The sequence below is a fragment of the Actinomadura formosensis genome (genome assembly GCF_050948385.1).
Taxonomy (GTDB): Bacteria; Actinomycetota; Actinomycetes; order Streptosporangiales; family Streptosporangiaceae; genus Spirillospora; species Spirillospora formosensis.
In genome coordinates this window covers 1,986,174-2,003,255 of the sequence record NZ_CP192011.1, presented here as the reverse complement: position 1 = coordinate 2,003,255, position 17,082 = coordinate 1,986,174, and the positions used below count along the sequence as shown (strand labels likewise).

18 protein-coding genes are annotated in these 17,082 nt (G+C 72.6%); 7 read left to right on the top strand and 11 right to left on the bottom strand.

The genetic code is table 11. The features are described from left to right. Positions 1-61: 61 nt before the first annotated feature. From ACQP1N_RS09445 to ACQP1N_RS09430, 4 genes are all read left to right on the top strand, one after another. Positions 62-1,243, top strand: a complete 1,182-nt coding sequence (locus tag ACQP1N_RS09445) for an 8-amino-7-oxononanoate synthase (RefSeq protein ID WP_433230497.1) — start codon at positions 62-64, stop codon at positions 1,241-1,243. 93 nt (positions 1,244-1,336) lie between these two features. Continuing rightward, positions 1,337-2,065, top strand: coding sequence for a GntR family transcriptional regulator (locus ACQP1N_RS09440; RefSeq protein WP_067794281.1), 729 nt, complete (start codon positions 1,337-1,339; stop codon positions 2,063-2,065). Between the two features lie 111 nt (positions 2,066-2,176). Further along, the gene (locus tag ACQP1N_RS09435) at positions 2,177-2,863 is read left to right on the top strand and encodes a Uma2 family endonuclease (protein WP_433230495.1); all 687 of its coding nucleotides are present in this window, start codon (positions 2,177-2,179) and stop codon (positions 2,861-2,863) included. Positions 2,864-2,892: 29 nt separating this feature from the next. Continuing rightward, positions 2,893-3,150, top strand: coding sequence for a hypothetical protein (locus ACQP1N_RS09430; RefSeq protein WP_067794243.1), 258 nt, complete (start codon positions 2,893-2,895; stop codon positions 3,148-3,150). Positions 3,151-3,185: 35 nt separating this feature from the next. Here ACQP1N_RS09430 and bioB read toward each other — a convergent pair whose 3' ends face one another. Together bioB and bioD are read right to left on the bottom strand one after the other, a co-directional pair. Continuing rightward, a complete protein-coding gene (bioB, locus tag ACQP1N_RS09425; RefSeq protein WP_067794244.1) occupies positions 3,186-4,181 on the bottom strand; it encodes a biotin synthase BioB in 996 nt (331 codons plus the stop codon). Beyond that, positions 4,178-4,909: a dethiobiotin synthase gene (gene bioD / locus ACQP1N_RS09420; RefSeq protein WP_067794245.1), complete on the bottom strand. Its 732-nt coding sequence runs from the start codon at positions 4,907-4,909 to the stop codon at positions 4,178-4,180. Before bioD ends, bioB begins: the two co-directional genes overlap by 4 nt. A 144-nt stretch (positions 4,910-5,053) precedes the next feature. Between bioD and ACQP1N_RS09415 the strand changes: the two genes are divergently transcribed. Both ACQP1N_RS09415 and ACQP1N_RS09410 read left to right on the top strand, forming a co-directional pair. Next, entirely contained in the window at positions 5,054-5,842 is a 789-nt protein-coding gene (locus tag ACQP1N_RS09415) for a hypothetical protein (protein WP_131732524.1), read from the top strand. 123 nt (positions 5,843-5,965) lie between these two features. Continuing rightward, positions 5,966-6,460 (top strand): GNAT family N-acetyltransferase, encoded by a 495-nt coding sequence (locus tag ACQP1N_RS09410; RefSeq protein ID WP_067794282.1) that lies wholly within the window; start codon positions 5,966-5,968, stop codon positions 6,458-6,460. On the opposite strand, the gene ACQP1N_RS09405 is transcribed toward ACQP1N_RS09410, so the two are convergent. From ACQP1N_RS09405 to ACQP1N_RS09380, 6 genes are all read right to left on the bottom strand, one after another. Then, complete coding sequence (locus ACQP1N_RS09405; RefSeq protein ID WP_067794283.1) at positions 6,457-6,639, bottom strand: hypothetical protein; 183 nt, start codon at positions 6,637-6,639, stop codon at positions 6,457-6,459. The two genes, ACQP1N_RS09410 and ACQP1N_RS09405, sit on opposite strands and share 4 nt — an antisense overlap. Positions 6,640-6,664: 25 nt before the next feature. Beyond that, positions 6,665-8,005, bottom strand: coding sequence for an acetyl-CoA carboxylase biotin carboxylase subunit (locus tag ACQP1N_RS09400; protein ID WP_433230490.1), 1,341 nt, complete (start codon positions 8,003-8,005; stop codon positions 6,665-6,667). A 99-nt stretch (positions 8,006-8,104) separates the two neighbouring features. Continuing rightward, positions 8,105-8,881: an XdhC family protein gene (locus tag ACQP1N_RS09395; protein WP_433230487.1), complete on the bottom strand. Its 777-nt coding sequence runs from the start codon at positions 8,879-8,881 to the stop codon at positions 8,105-8,107. Then, positions 8,878-11,250, bottom strand: coding sequence for an aerobic carbon-monoxide dehydrogenase large subunit (locus tag ACQP1N_RS09390; RefSeq protein ID WP_433230485.1), 2,373 nt, complete (start codon positions 11,248-11,250; stop codon positions 8,878-8,880). The genes ACQP1N_RS09395 and ACQP1N_RS09390 overlap by 4 nt, the downstream gene beginning before the upstream one ends. After that, the gene (locus ACQP1N_RS09385; protein ID WP_433230482.1) at positions 11,247-11,732 is read right to left on the bottom strand and encodes a (2Fe-2S)-binding protein; all 486 of its coding nucleotides are present in this window, start codon (positions 11,730-11,732) and stop codon (positions 11,247-11,249) included. Before ACQP1N_RS09385 ends, ACQP1N_RS09390 begins: the two co-directional genes overlap by 4 nt. Beyond that, a complete protein-coding gene (locus ACQP1N_RS09380; RefSeq protein ID WP_067794250.1) occupies positions 11,729-12,595 on the bottom strand; it encodes an FAD binding domain-containing protein in 867 nt (288 codons plus the stop codon). The genes ACQP1N_RS09385 and ACQP1N_RS09380 overlap by 4 nt, the downstream gene beginning before the upstream one ends. Before the next feature lie 112 nt (positions 12,596-12,707). Between ACQP1N_RS09380 and ACQP1N_RS09375 the strand changes: the two genes are divergently transcribed. Continuing rightward, positions 12,708-13,631, top strand: coding sequence for a LysR family transcriptional regulator (locus ACQP1N_RS09375; protein WP_433230478.1), 924 nt, complete (start codon positions 12,708-12,710; stop codon positions 13,629-13,631). 86 nt (positions 13,632-13,717) lie between these two features. Here ACQP1N_RS09375 and ACQP1N_RS09370 read toward each other — a convergent pair whose 3' ends face one another. The 3 genes from ACQP1N_RS09370 to ACQP1N_RS09360 all read right to left on the bottom strand — a co-directional run bounded on the left by ACQP1N_RS09370 (position 13,718) and on the right by ACQP1N_RS09360 (position 16,935). Next, the gene (locus ACQP1N_RS09370; RefSeq protein ID WP_433230475.1) at positions 13,718-14,524 is read right to left on the bottom strand and encodes a VOC family protein; all 807 of its coding nucleotides are present in this window, start codon (positions 14,522-14,524) and stop codon (positions 13,718-13,720) included. 152 nt (positions 14,525-14,676) lie between these two features. Next, the gene (locus ACQP1N_RS09365) at positions 14,677-15,624 is read right to left on the bottom strand and encodes a DUF5954 family protein (protein WP_067794253.1); all 948 of its coding nucleotides are present in this window, start codon (positions 15,622-15,624) and stop codon (positions 14,677-14,679) included. A gap of 57 nt (positions 15,625-15,681) precedes the next feature. Further along, positions 15,682-16,935: an alpha/beta hydrolase-fold protein gene (locus ACQP1N_RS09360; protein WP_433230470.1), complete on the bottom strand. Its 1,254-nt coding sequence runs from the start codon at positions 16,933-16,935 to the stop codon at positions 15,682-15,684. Positions 16,936-17,082: the final 147 nt, after the last annotated feature.

The following is a 17,082-nucleotide window of genomic DNA, read 5'->3' as shown; positions in this document are numbered from 1 at the left end:
CGATCGGCCTTGGTACCCGCGCCGGTCCCCCGGCCGCGGGCGACCTGGCAGGATTCCCGGCATGACCGCAGGACGAGATCCCCTGGCCAGGCTCCGGGACGCGGCCGCGCGGCGCGCCGCGGACGGGCTGCACCGGACGCTGCGGCCCCGTCCCGACGGGCTCACCGACCTGGCGTCCAACGACTACCTCGGGCTCGCCGGCGACCCCCGGCTCGCCGCGGGCGCCATCGCCGCCGCCCGCGCGTGGGGCACCGGCTCGACGGGGTCGCGCCTGGTCACCGGGACGACCGAGCTGCACGCCGAACTGGACCGGCGGCTCGCCGCGTTCACCGGCAGCGCCGCCGGCCTGGTGTTCTCCTCCGGCTTCCTCGCCAATCTCGGCGTGATCACCGCCCTCGCCGGGCCCGGCACGCTCGTGCTGTCCGACCAGGTCAACCATGCCTCGATCGTGGACGCGTGCCGGCTGTCGCGGTCCCGGGTCGTGATCGTCCCGCACCGGGACACCGCCACCGTCGAGCGGGCCCTCGCCGAGCGCGAGGAGGACAACGCCCTCGTGGTCACCGACGCCGTGTTCTCGGTGGACGGCGACCTCGCGCCGCTGAGCGCGCTGCACGCGGCCGTCCGGGCCCACGGCGCACTGCTGGTGATCGACGAGGCGCACGCGCTCGGCGTCGTCGGCGACGGGGGCCGGGGCGCCGCACATGCCGCGGGCCTCGCCGGCGAACCCGACGTGATCCTCACGCTCACGCTGTCGAAATCGCTCGGGTCCCAGGGCGGCGCGGTGCTCGGCGCCCCCGAGGTGATCGAGACGCTGATCGACACCGGGCGGTCGTTCATCTTCGACACCGGCCTGAACCCGCCCGCCGCCGGCGCCGCGCTCGCCGCCCTCGACGTCCTGGAATCCGACCCGGGCCTGCCCACGCGCGCGCGTGGGCGGGCCAGGCTGATCGCAAACCTCACGGCCGGTTCCGGCCTGGAGACCGCCGACCCCGCCGCCGCCGTCGTCCCCGTCTTCCTCGGCGAGCCGCACACCGCGCTCCGGGCCGCCGAGATCTGCGCTGAGCATGGGCTCCGTGTCGGCTGCTTCCGCCCGCCGTCGGTTCCGAAGGGGCGCGCGTGCCTGCGCCTCACCGCCCGCGCCACGCTGGAGGAGCGCGACCTCACCCGACTGCGGGCGGCCCTGGCGGAGGTAGGGTGTTCTACCGGCCGTAGTCTCCCGCATAACATCGGGGAAAACCGATGATGAACGTGAGGAGATGCCGTGACGGAGGTCAGGGGCGGGCCCCGGCACGGGGGAGGGTTCGAGCACGGATTCGACCGGGTCTCGCTGGGCGGCATCGGTAAGCGCCACCCGAACCAGGCGCCCCGGATCCCGAAGTACTACAAGCTGAAAGAGCTGCTGGTCGAGCTGATCCAGTCGCTGCCCGCCGGCAGCCCGCTGCCGCCCGAACGGACCCTCGCCGAGAAGTACGAGACGTCCCGGACCACCGTCCGGCAGGCACTCGCCGAACTCGTCGTCGAGGGCCGCCTCCAGCGCATCCAGGGCAAGGGCACCTTCGTCGCCAAGCCGAAGGTCGCGCAGGAACTCCAGCTCGTCAGCTACACCGAGGACATGCGGCACCACGGGCTGCGCCCCGAGACCCGCATCCTGGAGGCCGGCTACGTCAGCGCCGACGAGAGCCTCGCGGCCCTGCTCTGCATCCGGCCCGGCGGGCGTGTCCTGCGCGTCCACCGGCTCCGCCTCGCCGACGGCGAGCCCATGTCCATCGACACCTCCCACCTCCCGGCCCGCCGCTTCCCCGGCCTGCGCCGCGAGCTCTCCCGCCACCACTCCCTCTACGAGACGCTCGCCACCGCCTACGACGTCCACCTGACCGAGGCCGAGGAAACGATCGAGACCGTCCTCGCCACCCCGCATGACGCCCAGGTCCTCGGCGTGGACGTGGGCCTCCCGATGCTCCTGCTGTCCCGCCACGCCTTCGACGCGACGGGCCAGCCGGTGGAGTGGGCCCAGTCCCTCTACCGAGGCGACCGCTACAAGTTCATCACCCGCCTCAGCCGCTGACCTTCCCCGTCCGATCGGGCTCTGACCGGCGACTTCTCGACCTTCGACCACAAGTTCGAAGGTTTTGGCTACGCTGGGTGCACCCCTTCTCTACGATGACTGGAGCAGATCGTGAGGGAAAGGTCGCAGAACGTGACAAAAACCGCAGTTTCCAGTCTCGATGACGTGTCCGAGGACACGCTGTACGACATGTGGACGCGCGGTGAGGTGGAGGACCTTCTCGATCTTCCGTACGAGGGACTACGGGTCGAGATCATCGGGGGTCATATCGTCGTGTCACCGGCACCCACCGTGGCGCATGCCTGCATACTCAGCGCCATCAGTCAGGCGCTGACGGCGGCCTCGATGACGGACCCCGACTTCCCGTGGACGTCCACACAGGTCGTCAACCTCTACCGGAGGTCAGCGCCTCCCTCTTGCATTCCCGATCTCCTCGTCCTGGAGAGGGATGTACTCGACGCGGCCGGCGAAGCCGACACCTTCGGATTGCTGCCGGACGAGATCGAGATGGTGGTAGAGGTCACTTCTCGGAGCAACTCCGAGCAGGACCGACCGCCAACGGGTGGGAGGCGGCTGGCGAACCCGAACAAGTGGTCCGGCTACGCCGAGGTCGAGATTCCCTACTACCTCCTCGTCGATCGATCGCCGAAGGAGGCCAAGACGACCCTCTACTCCATTCCCGACCGGTCCACGGGCGCCTACCTGCACGGGGAGTCGTGGGAGTTCGGGGAGACGATCCAGTTGCCGGAGCCGTTCAACGTCGAGATCGAGACCAGCCGCTGGCGGCCATGGAAGTAGGGAACGAACCCGCGGCCACGATTCCCCCAATGGCGACGACCGTCGATCAGCGGACCGGGATCGTGATCCACGGCGTGACCTACCCCGAAGATCCCCGGGACATGACCGGCGAGGAGATCCGGAGACATCTTCTCCTGCCGGAAGAAGCATCGATCAAAGTCCTCGATCACCAGGACGAGGGGACTCTCACCGAAGTCGGCATCTCATGGGCCGAGGACGTCGATGGCAAGGTCGTACTCGACCACATCCGGCAGATCATTCGAGAGCGGATGATCAGAAGCGTGTGAGCGCGCGGCCGGCGAGCCGCGCGCTCGCCTCGCGGTCACAGGGTCTGGCTGAGGGCCTTGATGGGCATTTTCAGGTCGGTGAGGAGTTCCAGGTCCTTTTCGGCGGGGCGCCCGAGGGTGGTCAGGTAGTTGCCGACGATGATGGCGTTGATGCCGCCGAGCATGCCTTCGCGGGTGCCGAGGTCGCCGAGGGTGAGTTCGCGGCCGCCCGCGTAGCGGAGGATGGTGCGGGGCAGGGCGAGGCGGAACGCGGCGATGGTGCGGAGCGCGTCGGTGCCCTCGACCAGCGGCAGATCGGCGAACGGGGTGCCGGGGCGGGGCGCGATGAAGTTCAGCGGGACCTCGTCGGGTTCCAGTTCGGCGAGCTGCGCGGCGAACTCGGCGCGCTGCTCGATGGTCTCGCCCATGCCGACGATGCCGCCGCAGCACACCTCCATGCCGGCGGCCTTCACCATGCGGAGGGTGTCCCGGCGTTCCTCCCACGTGTGGGTGGTGACCACGTTCGGAAAGTGGGAGCGGGCCGTCTCCAGGTTGTGGTTGTAGCGGTGGACGCCCATCGCGGCCAGCTCGTCCACCTGCTCCTGGGTGAGCATGCCGAGCGAGCACGCGATGTTGATCTCGACGGCGTCGTTGATGGCCTTGACGCCCTCGCGGACCTGCGACATCAGCCGCTCGTCCGGGCCGCGGACGGCGGCGACGATGCAGAACTCGGTCGCGCCGGTCCGCGCGGTCTCCTTCGCCGCCTCGACCAGCTCCGGGATGTTCAGCCACACCGACCGGACGGGCGACTCGAACTTGCCGGACTGCGAGCAGAAGTGGCAGTCCTCGGGGCAGCCGCCGGTCTTCAGCGACACGATCCCCTCGACCTCGACCTCCGGCCCGCACCAGCGCATCCGGACCTCGTGGGCCAGCGCGAGCAGGTCCTCCAGCCGGTCGTCCGGCAGGTTCAGGACCTCCAGCACCTGCTGCTCTGACAGGCCCCTGCCCTCGTCCAGTACCTGCCGGCGGGCGATGTCGAGGATGTCCGTCACGTGCTCTCCTTGTCCAGGCCGTAGCTGTCACGGAAGGCGGCGGCATCGAAACCGCCGCCGAGCGAGGGGGCCAGGCCGCGGTGCGCGGCCGGCAGGAACTCCGCCGGGTCCAGCGCGCCCGCTCCCGCGGGCAGCGCGCCCGCCAGCGGGCGGGCCGCGATGGTCTCCAGGTCGCGGATGTTGCTGCGCATCGCGAGGTCCGGATCGTCCGGCCACTCGCCGATCACGACGCCGGCGAGCTGCACGCCGCGGTGCGCCATCGCCTCCAGCGTCAGCGCGGTGTGGTTGAGCGTGCCGAGGTCGGGCCGGGCCACGACGACGACGGCGGCGCCGAGCCAGCGCGCCAGGTCGGCGATCGTGCCGCCCTCCTCGTCGTAGCGGACGAGGAGCCCGCCCGCGCCCTCGACCAGCACCAGCCGGCGGCTGCCCGCCAGTTCCTGGACGCGCTCGGCGACCTCCGGCAGCCGGACGGGCGGGAGCCCGGCGTGGCGGGCGGCGGCAGCCGGGGACAGCGGGTCGGGGAAGCGCGCGAACTCGTGCACGTCGTCCAGGCCGGCGAGCCGGCGCACCTCGTCGAGGTCACCGGGCTGCCCGTCGCCGACCCCGGTCTGGCCGGGCTTGACGACGGCGACCGACGCGCCGCGGGCGGCGGCGACCGCGGCCAGCGCCGCGGTGACGACCGTCTTGCCCACGCCCGTACAGGTCCCGGTAATCACGAGCACACTCACAAAGCGGCACACTAGCGCGGGCCTGTGACGCGGGCGCCCGCCGGACCCCACAGCATTCGAGGGGCGTTTTTGTAGCGGGCGGAACCCGGCGGCGCGGCGGCGCGTCCAAGGTCCATGCCCGGTCCGTACACACGCTCCCACCGGGTGCCGGCGCTCGCCTGCGCGGCCTTGACGGCCTGCGCGGCGCTGACCGCGTGCGGCGACGGCTCCGGCACCACCGGATCCTCGCCCTCGTCCCCCGCACCCTCCACGTCCGCCCCCGCACCCTCCACGCCTGCGACCTCGTCCCCCGCCGGGGAAACCCCCGCCGGCGAGAACCTCGTCCTGCGCTGGCGCAGGACCGGAGGCATCGCCGGTCTCGGCGGCCCCGGCGGCGTCCCCGACTTCTCCCTCTACTCCAGCGGACGCGCGGTGGCCGTGTCGCAGGGTGGCGGGCTGACCGAGTACCACCTGAAACCGGACGCGTTGCAGCGGCTCCTGGGCGAGGCCCGCGCGGCCGGTCTCGACCGCTCGCACACGGTCGGCTCCGCGCAGTTCACCGACGCGATCATCACCGTGGTCACCATGGGCGACACCGCGACCCGCATCTTCGAACCCGGGTCGCCGCCCGGCCCGGAGACCGGGTTCCTCAGAAAGAGGTTGAACCCGGCGGGTTGGCCCGCATCCGACCAGTCGGCGAAGCCCGAGCCGTACGCGCCGGAGAGGACGGCCGTCCTCGCGAACCAGGCGCCCGGCGGCGGCCCCGCCAAGACGTGGCCGCTGGCGCCGCTCGGGGACGGAGTGCCGGTGGCCGGGAGCATCTGCACGCCGGCCCCGTCCCGGAAGATCCCCGCCACGGGCCCCGGCGTCACCTGGCGCAGCAAGGGCAGAAACTACTTCGTCAGGCTTCGCCCCCTTCTGCCCGGCGAATCGTCCTGCCGGGACCTGGCCTGACACACGGCGGCACGGCCGGTTCTGCCGGTGGGCGTCTATAGCCTGGTTCGGCACGGTCCGCCGATCATGGTGATCTGGAGAGTTGCTCGATGCGTACGCTGCACGGCTGTGACGTGGCCGCCGATGTCTGAGCCCGTGTTCGTCCGGGAGGCTCGGGCCGACGAGTGCGAACTCGTCGGGGAGTTGACCGTTGAGGTCTATGTACACGGTGGTCTCGTGTCGCCGGAGTCGCCGTATGTGAAGACGTTGCGGGATGCGGGCGACCGGGCCGCCAAGGCCGAGCTTCTCGTCGCGGAGGTGCGGGGTGAGGTCGCCGGGGCGGTCGCGTACTGTCCGCCTGGCAGCCCCTACGCGGAGCTGGCCGGGCCGGACGAGGCCGAGATCCGGATGCTCGCCGTCCGGGAGAAGGCCCGCGGGATGGGGGCGGGGCGGGCCATGGTGCGGGCGTGTGCCGAGCGGGCGCGGGCCGCCGGGCTCAGCGGGTTGCGGCTTTCGACGCAGCGCAACATGGACGCCGCGCAGCGGATGTACGAGCGGATGGGGTTCGTCCGCACCCCCGAGCGGGACTGGGCTCCCGTCCCGGGGGTGGATCTGCTGACCTACGCCCTTCCGCTCTAGGACGTGCTCTGCGGGGCGCCGTGCTCGGAGCAGCGGGCCGTCCAGCCGAACGGCGTCACCTGGACGACCATGCGGCGGCGGCAGCGCGCGCAGTAGCGGGGCGGTTCCATCTCGCGGGCGGCGCGGCAGGCGGCGTGGTCGCCCTCGGCGGCGGGCTCGCCGCAGCGGTCGCAGTACACGGCCACACTCTACGACGGCCGGCGTTCAGCGGCGGGCGCGCATGCGGCCGACGAGCCCGGTGTCGTAGGCACCGGCCGCGAACTCGGGACGGTCGAGCAGTTCGCGCAGGAAGGGCAGGTTCGTCGGCGGCCCCTCGATGCGGAACGCGTCCACGGCGGCTCTGGCCCTGGCCAGCGCGTGGTCACGGTCATCGCCGTGGACGCACAGCTTGGCGAGCAGCGGGCCGTAGTGGGTCGTGACGGTGGTGCCCTCGGCGTAGCCGGCGTCGATGCGGATTCCGTCGCCGACGGGCTCCTCCCACACCTTGATCTCGCCGGTGCCGGGGAGGAAGTGCCGCGGGTCCTCGGCGAGGACGCGGAACTCGACGGCGTGGCCGCGGGGGGCCACGCCGGTGAACGAGACGGGCTCACCGGCGGCGATGCGGAACTGCTGCTCGACGAGGTCGATGCCGCCGGCCATCTCGGTGACGGGGTGCTCGGCCTGCAGGCGGGTGGTCATCTCCAGGAAGAAGAAGTCCTGCGCGGCGGGGTCGACGAGGTACTCGACGGTGCCGGCGCCCCGGTAGCCGACGGCCTCGCCCGCGTGGACGGCGGCGGCCAGCATCCGCTCGCGCAGCGCCGGCGGGACGCCGGGGGACGGCGTCTCCACGGCGACCTCCTGGTGGCGGCGCTGGACGGAGCAGTCCCGGTCGCCGAGCGCGACGACCGTGCCGTCGGCGAGGCCGAGGATCTGCACCCCGACGTGCCGGGCGCCCTCCACGTACCGCTCCAGGAGGACATCGCCCTGGCCGAAGACGCGTTCGGCGTGGGTGCGGGCCGTCGCGTACGCCTCGCGGAGGGACGGCTCGTGGTGCGCGGCGGCCATGCCGATGCCGCCGGCGCCCGCGGCGGGCTTCACCATGACGGGGTAGCCGATGCGCTCGGCCTCCTCGATCGCCGTGCCGGTGTCGGGGACGGGCTCCCACACGCCGGGCGCGACGGGGACGCCCGCCTCCTTCATCAGGTTCCGGGCGTTGATCTTGTCACCCATCCGCGCGATGGTGAGCGGCGGCGGGCCGACCCAGACCAGGCCGCGGTCCGCGACCTGCCGGGCGAACACGGCGCTCTCGGCGAGGAACCCGGAGCCGGGGTGGACGGCACGCGCGTTGGTGCGGTGCGCGGCCTCCAGGATCGCGGCGGCGTTGAGGTAGCTGCGGGCCGGGTCGGCGGGGCCGATCAGGACGGCCTCGTCCGCCTCCGCGACGAACGGAAGGTCGGCGTCGGCCTCGGAGTACACGGCGATGACCTTGAGGCCCATCGCGCGGGCGGTGCGCAGGATCCGGCCGGCGATCTCCCCGCGGTTCGCCACGAGCACGGACTCGAACACCGGCGGACACTCCCTCACGGACGGGCCGGGACCGGATGTCCCGACCCCCGCAGACTAGTGCGGGCGGCGGCTCCGCGTCCGGCGGTACGGCCGCCCTTCTCATTCGCAGCAGTGATGGTGCGCTTCGGGCTCGGCCCCGGCCGGCGGGTGGACCGGCCGCGCGGGACGCAGCGACAGGATCTCCGCCAGCACCGAGACGGCGATCTCGGGGGCGGTACGGGCGCCGATGTCCAGGCCCGCCGGGGTGTGAACACGGTCACCGCGGTCGAGCGCCGCGGCCACCGCCGCGCCCCGCTTCCGGCTGGCGATCAGCCCGATGTAGGGGACGCCGGCGTCCAGCGCGGCCTTGAGGATCGGCTCCTCGTCCCAGCCGTGGGTGGCGACGACGACCGCCGCCGCGTCCGGGCCGGGCGGGTCCGCCGCGCCGGTGGGCCGGACGTCGAAGCCGGCCGCGCGGCCGACGTCGGCGAGCGACCGCGCGACCGGCCCGTCCCCGTACACGTGGAGCAGCGCGGGCGGGATCACCGTTTCGAGGAACACCTCCAGCGTCCCGCCCGACAGGCACGGGTTGTGCACCGTGACCAGCCCCTCCGTGCTCGTCGCTGGGGGACGGCCGCCCGCGCGGCCGGCGGGCGGGCTTTCCGCACCCGGTGTGATCCGCAGCAGCGTCGACTCGCCCGAGTCGAGCAGCCGGAGCGCCTGGTCGCGCACCGTCGCCTCGGCGCAGTGGCCGCCGACGAACCCCTCCATCGTCCCGTCCGGCAGGACGAGTGCCCGGTCGCCCGTCTTCGCGCTGGTCGGACGCTCCACCCGCACGACCGTCGCCAGCACGTACGGCGTCCGCTCGCCGCGCAGCCGCTCCGCCCGGTCCATCATGGGATCGCCAGATCCGTGCGGAACGGCCGGCCCTGGATGACGCGCCAGACGTTGGCCGGGGTGAGCGGCATGTCGGCGTGCCGGACGCCGTACGGCGAGAGCGCGTCCACGACCGCGTTGACGATCGCGGCGGGCGAGCCGACCGTCGCGGACTCGCCGACGCCCTTCGCGCCGAGCGGATGGTGCGGGGACGGGGTGACGGTCTCCCCCAGTTCCCACGACGGGCATTCCATCGCGGTCGGCAGCAGGTAGTCCATGAACGAGGCGCCGAGATGGTTGCCGTCCTCGTCGAACGCCATGACCTGCATGAGCGCCATCCCGACCCCGTCGGCGAGCCCGCCGTGCACCTGCCCCTCGACGATCATCGGGTTGATCCGTACACCGCAGTCGTCGACCGCGACGAACCGCCGGACGGCGACCTTGCCCGTCCCCGGATCGACGTCCACGACCGCGATGTAGGCACCGAACGGGTAGGTCAGGTTGGGCGGGTTGTAGACGGTCGTCGCGTCGAGCTGGCCCTCCACGCCCGCGGGCAGTTCGAGGGTGCCGTGCGCGGCCATCGCGATCTCCTGCATGGTCGCGCCGGACGACGGATCACCGCGCACGGCCCAGCGTCCCGGCGTCCACTCCAGGTCCTCCGGCGCCGCCTCCAGCATCGCGCCCGCGACGATCCGGGCCCGCTCGCGCACCTTGCGCGCCACGACCGCGGTCGCCGCGCCCGACACCGGCGTGGACCGCGACCCGTAGGTGCCGAGCCCGAACGGTGTCTGGTCGGTGTCGCCGTGGACGACCTCCACGTCGTCCACCGGTATCCCGAGCTCGTGCGCGACGATCTGCGCGAACGTCGTCTCGTGGCCCTGCCCCTGCGTCTGGACGGAGATGCGCAGCACGGCCTTCCCGGTCGGGTGGACGCGGAGTTCGGCGCCGTCCGCCATGCCGAGCCCGAGGATGTCCATGTGCTTGCGCGGCCCGGCGCCGACGGCCTCGGTGAAGAAGCTGACCCCGATGCCCATGAGCGAGCCGTCGCCGCGCGCACGCCGCTCGGCCTGCTCGGCGCGCAGTTCGTCGTATCCGGCGATCTCCATGGCCTTGCGGAGGGTGCGCGGGTAGTCGCCGGAGTCGTACTCCCAGCCGGTGGCGGTCGAGTAGGGGAACTGCTCGGCGCGCAGCAGGTTACGGAGCCGCAGTTCGGCGGGGTCGATGCCGAGTTCGTCCGCGAGGATGTCCATCATGCGTTCGACCAGGTAGACGGCCTCGGTGATGCGGAAAGAGCAGGCGTAGGCGACCCCGCCGGGCGCCTTGTTGGTGTAGACGCCGGTGACCTCGCAGTGCGCCGCCTCGATGTCGTACGAGCCGGTGAACACGTGGAAGAACCCGGCGGGGAACTTCGTCGGCTGCGCGGTGCCGTTGAACGCGCCGTGGTCGGCGAGCACCTTCACCCGCAGCCCGCGGACGCGGCCGTCCCGGGTCGCGGCGATCTCGCCGCGCATGTGGTAGTCGCGGGCGAACGAGGTCGTCATCAGGTTCTCCGACCGGTCCTCCACCCACTTGACCGGACGTCCCGTCACGATCGACCCGACGATCGCGCAGACATAACCGGGGTAGATGCCGACCTTGTTGCCGAAGCCGCCGCCGATGTCCGGCGACACGACCCGGATCTTGTGCTCGGGCAGCCCGGCGACCAGCGCGTACAGGGTGCGGTGCGCGTGCGGGGCCTGGGTGGTGGTGTACACGGTGAGCTTCCCGGTCACCTTGTCCATGTCGGCGACCATCCCGCACGTCTCCAGCGGCGCCGGGTGGACCCGCGGGTACAGCATGTCCTGGGCGAGCACCACCTCGGCGTCGTCGAAGAGCCGGTCGGTGGCGGACGCGTCGCCGGCCTCCCAGTCGAAGATGTGGTTGTCGGTGCGTCCCTCCAGGTCGTCGCGGATGACCGGCGCGTCGTCGTCCAGCGCGCGGCGGGCGTCGATCACCGGCGGCAGCGCCTCGTAGTCGACGTCGATGAGTTCGAGCGCGTCCCGCGCCGCGTAGTGCGATTCGGCGACGACGAACGCGACCTCCTGCCCCTGGAAGCGCACCTTGTCGGTCGCCAGGACCGCCTGGACGTCGCCGGAGAGCGTCGGCATCCACGCGAGGTTCAGCCCCGCGAGCGTCTCGCCCGTGATCACGGCCCGTACCTGCGGGTGCGCCTCGGCCGCGGTGGTGTCGACGGACACGAGCCGGGCGTGCGCGTGCGGGCTGCGCAGCACCGCCCCGTACAGCATCCCCGGCAGCTTGATGTCGTCGACGTAGTTGCCCTTGCCGCGGATGAACCGGGCGTCCTCCTTGCGCTGCACCCGGCCGAACCCGCGATGCCCGTTCTCGCTCATCGCGCCACTTCCTCGGTGTCCCGCGCGGAGTGCTCGGCCGCCCACCGGACGGACCGGACGATGTTCTCGTAGCCGGTGCACCGGCAGATCTGCCCCGATACCGCCTCGCGGATCTCCGCCTCGGACGGGTCGGGGTTGTGGTCGAGCAGCCACCGCGACGTCATCAGCATCCCCGGCGTGCAGAACCCGCACTGCAGGCCGTGGCATTCGGTGAAGCCCCGCTGCACGGGGTCGAGTTCCCCGTCCCGTTCCAGGCCCTCCACGGTGCGGACCTCCTTGCCGGCGGCCATCACCGCCAGGACCGTGCACGACTTCACCGGCACTTCGTCCAGCCAGACGACGCAGGCGCCGCAGTTGGACGTGTCGCAGCCCCAGTGCGTCCCGGTGAGGTCCAGTTCGTCCCGCAGGAAGTGGACGAGCAGCAGGCGCGGCTCGATGTCGCGGGTATAGGTCTGCCCGTTGACCGTCACGGTGATGTTCACGTCGGGCACCTCTCGTAGGCGCGGCGCAGCGCGCGGGTGGTCAGCTCACCGGCGAGGTGGCGCTTGTAGTCGGCGGGTCCCCGCTGGTCGGAGCCGGGATCGCAGTGCCGCGCGGCGACCCGCCCGGCCTCGGCGAACACCTCCTCGGACGGGACGGCGCCGCGCAGCACCTCCTCCGCCTCGGCGGCGACGAAGTGCTCGGCGCGCACCGCCGTGAGCCCGATCCCGGCCTCGGCGATGCGGCCGCCGGCCAGCCGGAGCGCGGCCCCGGCGGCGGCGAGCGGCCAGTCCCCGACGCGCCGCTCGACCTTCACGTAGGCGCTCGACCCGCCCGGCCGGATCGGGATGCGCAGCTCGGTCAGCAGCTCGCCGGGCTCGACGACCGTCTCGTAGGGGCCGGTGTGGAACTCGCGGAGCGGGACCGTCCGCTCCCCGTACGGCCCGCGGATCACCGCGGACGCCCGCAGCGCGCCGAACGCCGCCGACAGGTCCTCGGACGGGTCGGCCTGGCAGAGCGAGCCGCCGACCGTCCCCCGGTTGCGCACGACCGGGTCGGCGATCACCCGTTCGGCGTCGTGCAGGATCGGGAAGTGCTCGCCTACGACGGCGGAGTCCAGCAGTTCGGCGTGCCGGACGAGCGCGCCCACGCACAGCTCGCCGCCGTCGATCCGGATGTGGGACAGCTCCGTCACGTCGTTGATGTCGATCAGCGCCTCGGGCTGGGCCAGCCGCAGCTTCATCATCGGGATGAGGCTGTGCCCGCCGGCCACCACCCTCGCCTCGTCGCCGTGCCGCGCCAGCAGCGCGAGCGCCTCCTCGACGGTCGTCGCCTTCGCGTACTCGAAATTCGCGGGAACCTGCACGGCGCCCCCTCGGAGTCGGCTGTGACTCAAGTCTCACCACGCCCGTGCGCAGGAACAACGCCGGAATAAGCGAAGGGTTAACGAGTGCCGCGCGGGGGTCCACACTGGTGGCATGACGCTGACGCAGCTCGGCGCGTTCGTCCTCACCGCCCGGCTCGGGTCGGTGAAGGAGGCCGCGCGGGCGCTGAACGTGAGCGAGCCCGCGGTGTCGCAGGCGCTGACCGCGCTGCGCCGGCATCTCGGCGATCCGCTGCTCGTCCGCGGGCCCGGCGGGATGACGCTGACCGAGGGCGGTGCGCGGCTGCTGCCGATCGCGTCGCAGATGGTGGTGCTGGGCGCGGAGGCCGAGGGCGCGGTGCGGGCGGCCCGGGGCGCGCCCGAGGCGCTGCGGGTCGCCGCCGCCCCGGCCGTCGCCGAGTTCGTCGCGACCCCGCTGCTGGACGCGTTCACCACCCGGTCCCCGCGCGAGGTCGAGGCCGGCGCGGGCGTCGTGGCCGGACCGGAGATGGCGGTCCTGCTGCACAACCGCCTGGCCGACCTCGCACTCGGCCCGCACCTCGCCGACGATCAGGGCCTGGTCAGCGAGCCCGTCTTCCGGGCCCGGCTCATCGCCGTCGGTACCGGACCCGCCCCGCGCCCGCGGTGGCTTGTGGACCCGTCCGGGACGGACCCGTCCAGCGAGACGTCCCGGCTGCTGCGGCGGCTGAAGGTCCCCGAGGACCGGGTCCGCGTCTACCCGAACCAGACGGCCGCGTGGGCGGCCGCCGCCGACGGCGACGGTCTCGCGATCGCGATCGCGCACCTGGTGGCGCCGCGCGTGCAGCGCGGTGAACTGCGCGTCATCGCCACACCGGCGACACCGGCGGAGATCCGCTGGCACGCCACCACCATCGCGCCCGACCGGCGCCCGCCGCTGGCGGGCGCGTTCCGCCGCTTCCTCGCCACGGCCGAGGCCCTGCACATCATGCGCTCTCCCGGCGCGGGCGTCCCGCCGTCCCGTTTCCATCCGCCGGTCTACGTGACGCTCTGGAGCTGACGCCGTCCAGCGGCAGCCGGCTCGGTGGCCATCACGCGGGACGGCGGAGCCGGCCGGACGGCGCCGTGCGCACCGGTGGGCGGCGGTCAGGGGTGGATCCGGAGGGCGATGCGGTCGGGGACGGCGGGGGTCACCAGGGCCACGCGGGCACCGTCCGGGTCGGTGAGGACGCAGAACCGGCCCGGCTTGACGTCGCTCGGCGGGATCTGGACGCGTCCGCCCAGCTCGACGGCCTTCGCGGCGGACTCGTCGCAGTCGGCCACCCAGAAGTACGGAATCCAGTGGGGAGGGTAGCCGGGCGGCCAGTGCTCGTCTATCGGCACCATGCCCGCCACCGGCCTGTCGCCGATCTTCCATTCCGTGTAGCGGGCGTGGTAGTAGTGGCGCTCCACCGCCTTCCAGCCGAAGACGCCGCCGTAGAAGCGGCGGGCGCCGCGGATGTCGCGGCAGGCCAGCTCGACCCAGCACATTGCGGCCGGCTCGTCCACGACGCCCGCGCCCTGCGGGCGGTAGGGGCGCCAGAGGGCGAAGTCGGCGCCCTCCAGGTCGCAGCACAGGGCCATCTGCCCGAGGCCGACGACGTCGGTCTGCTCGGCCAGCACCATGCCGCCCTCGGCGCGGACGGTGTCGAGCGTGGCGGGGATGTCGTCGGTGCGGAAGTAGCACGTCCATGAGGAGGGCTGGGAGTCGTCCGCGAGCGCCTGCATCCCCCCGACCGCCGGTCCCTGGATGCCCCCGAGGGTGAAGATCTCGTACTCGGCTATGCCGACGGTCAGGGTGTAGGAGTACCAGCCGAACAGATCGCGGTAGAACTCCTTCGACCGCTCCGGGTCCGGGCTGGCCAGTTCCACCCAGGCGGGGAAGCCCGGAGCGAAGGACGTCACCTCGGGCATGGCCTGCCCCTGACAGCTCGCATGCCACCACGCTAGGGAGGCGCTCGCAATCTGCGCTGTGGGATATCGCCAAAGAGCGCGCAAAGCGGCCGACCGCATTCCCGACCGTCCGGAGCACCCGGACGAAACGGGCGAAGCGCGCGGCGTGCCGCTCAGCGGTCGTCGTCGATCTCCCCGGTGACGGGTTCCTCGACGTCCTGCTCGGACGGTCTGGGCGGTTCGGGCCCGTCCGGGCCGCAGCGCACGACGTACTCGACGCGGATCACCCGGAAGAGGCGTCCGAGGACGCTGATCTCGGCGCAGGGAATCCCGTTGCGCAGCAGGTTGGCGGCCCTCCGGTAGGCGGTGAGCGCGGCGGGCGACGATCCCGGCATCAGCGGTACGACCAGGTCGAAGTACGCGGCCAGATGGTCGCGGACGGCGGCGGGGCTGTGCAGGAAAGGGCCCTGCGCCGGCCATGCCCCGCCGGCCCGCTCGGCGACGGCGAACCGGGTCCGCAGCCGCGCGATCCCGGGATGGGTGGTGAGGGCGCGGCAGGCGTCGCGGGTCACCTCGGGCGCGATCTCCGGCCCCGCCGGGATGTGCTCCCACCGCTCCCCCAGCAGCGCCGTGGACCCCGGTACCCGCGCGGCGGGTAGCAGGCCGTGGTCGAACCGGCGGGCGTCGCGCCGCGTGCGGGGTTCGGGGAGCGCGTCCGGATCGCCGGGACGGGGCGGTTCCGGACCGTCCCGGCCGAGCCGGCAGAACCGGTCGGCGCGCACGACCCGGAACACGCGCCCGGCGACCGTCAGCTCGTCCGGCCGTGCACGGTCCAGCCGGGCGGCGCCGCGCAGATACTCCGCGCGGAGGGCGGCGTGGTCGCGGGCCATGCCGCGGAACCACCAGCCGAGGGAGTCGCGGGCGTCCTGCGGGGACGTCCGTTCCATCCCGGACATCATCCAGCCGCCGGGAACCCGTTCCATCACCCCGTACGTCGTGCCGCACCAGCGCACCACGGGATACGTCAGCTTGGCGCGTGCCTCGGCGAGCCACGCCGATCCGTCCGCCGGCGACGAGACGGGGAGATCGCCGGCGAGGGCCGCTCCGTCACTTCCCCTCATGCCCCTATCGTCACAGGGGCCGGCCGTCACCGCTCGTGTTTCGGTGATTCCGGTGGGTCAGGACTTGCGGGCGCCGATGGCGGCGGCGATGGCCGGCCAGCTCTTGGCCAGCTCGCGCTTCCAGTACTTCCAGTTGTGCATGCCGGGCCCGTACAGGTTGGACGTCACCGGGACGCCCGCCTTCTTCGCCGCCGCGACGAAGTTCTCGTTCATCGTGCCGGCGAGCTGCTCACCGATGCGTCCCCCGTTCAGCGGCGAGGTGTCGGGCTTGTCGTAGGGACCGGGCCGGCCGTTGCCGGATGAGACGTAGACGCCGATGCCCTTCAGCTTGGCCACGTTGACGGTCGCGTCGTGCGCCTGCCAGTTCGCCCGCTCGGTGATCGGGTCGCCCCAGATGGCGGTGCCCGCCTCCCGGTTCATGGACGTCAGGATGATCGGCATGCCGGGCGCGGTGATGTTGAGCGCGCCGCTGTAGGCCGCGGCGTACCTGAACAGGCCGCGGTGGCGCTCGGCGTAGGTGATGGCGCCCTGCCCGCCGGACGACAGGCCGATCGCGGCGCGCACCGCCCCGGCGTGGAAGTTGCGCTCCATCAGCGGGATGACCTCCTCGATGTGGAAGGTCTCCCACTTGGGGATGCCGCCCCTGCCGCCGTTCCACCAGTTGGTGTACGAGCCGTTCCAGCCGCCCTCGGGCATCACGACCATCGCGTTGTACGGGCCGATGATCTGCTCGATGTTGGAGTCCTTCGTCCAGGACGTGTAGTTGTTGTTGCCGCCGTGGTAGGCGTACACGACCGGCCACGTCCTGGTGGTCTTGGACTTCCAGCCGCTGGGGACCATCACCCGGGTCTTCACGGCCGCGCCGAGCGCCGGCGAGGCGATCGTGACGTCGAACTGCCGCGAGTTGATCTTCTGCACGGCGGTGATCGCGGCGCCGTCGGGGGCCTTGGCGTACTTGCCGGACGCGGCACCGGGCGGCATGTGCGGCTTCTCGCCGTGGCTGCCGCGGTTGGTGTCGGGGTCGGTGGGGGCGGGCGAGTCGCCGCCCGTCCCGAACGGGTTGCTGTTCAGCGGCATGCTCGGCAGCTTCGGCGTCTTGGCCGGCTTGCCGGGGGACGCGGCCGCCTTGGGCGCGGACGGCTGCGTCGCGGGGCCGAACGACGGGATCGGCTGGGAATTGCCCGACGCCTCCGACTCGCTCCTCGGCACGCCGATACCCGCCTGCGCGAGGCCGACCATGACGGCGGGCAGCAGCACGGCCGCCGCCGCGGTGCCCGCGATGGCGATCTTCCGGTCGGTACGCTTCTTCATGAACTCCCCAGCCGCCCCCGGCCCGACGCTCTGCTCGTCCGGAGAAACTACTGTCCCCGGCGTCACACCCGCAAGTATTGGCAAAAAATGCAATAAAGGTGAGACAGTGCGCGGGGCCGGAGCGGCGGAATCCCCTCTGTGACCCCG

Excerpts from the sequence above, each read along its gene's own strand:
- ACQP1N_RS09390 (WP_433230485.1), bottom strand. The coding sequence starts at position 11,250 with ATGAGCGAGAACGGGCATCGCGGGTTCGGCCGGGTGCAGCGCAAGGAG.
- ACQP1N_RS09395 (WP_433230487.1), bottom strand. The coding sequence starts at position 8,881 with ATGATGGACCGGGCGGAGCGGCTGCGCGGCGAGCGGACGCCGTACGTG.
- ACQP1N_RS09445 (WP_433230497.1), top strand. The coding sequence starts at position 62 with ATGACCGCAGGACGAGATCCCCTGGCCAGGCTCCGGGACGCGGCCGCG.
- ACQP1N_RS09430 (WP_067794243.1), top strand. The coding sequence starts at position 2,893 with ATGGCGACGACCGTCGATCAGCGGACCGGGATCGTGATCCACGGCGTG.
- ACQP1N_RS09370 (WP_433230475.1), bottom strand. The coding sequence starts at position 14,524 with ATGCCCGAGGTGACGTCCTTCGCTCCGGGCTTCCCCGCCTGGGTGGAA.
- ACQP1N_RS09360 (WP_433230470.1), bottom strand. The coding sequence starts at position 16,935 with ATGAAGAAGCGTACCGACCGGAAGATCGCCATCGCGGGCACCGCGGCG.
- ACQP1N_RS09375 (WP_433230478.1), top strand. The coding sequence starts at position 12,708 with ATGACGCTGACGCAGCTCGGCGCGTTCGTCCTCACCGCCCGGCTCGGG.
- ACQP1N_RS09365 (WP_067794253.1), bottom strand. The coding sequence starts at position 15,624 with ATGAGGGGAAGTGACGGAGCGGCCCTCGCCGGCGATCTCCCCGTCTCG.
- ACQP1N_RS09410 (WP_067794282.1), top strand. The coding sequence starts at position 5,966 with ATGTCTGAGCCCGTGTTCGTCCGGGAGGCTCGGGCCGACGAGTGCGAA.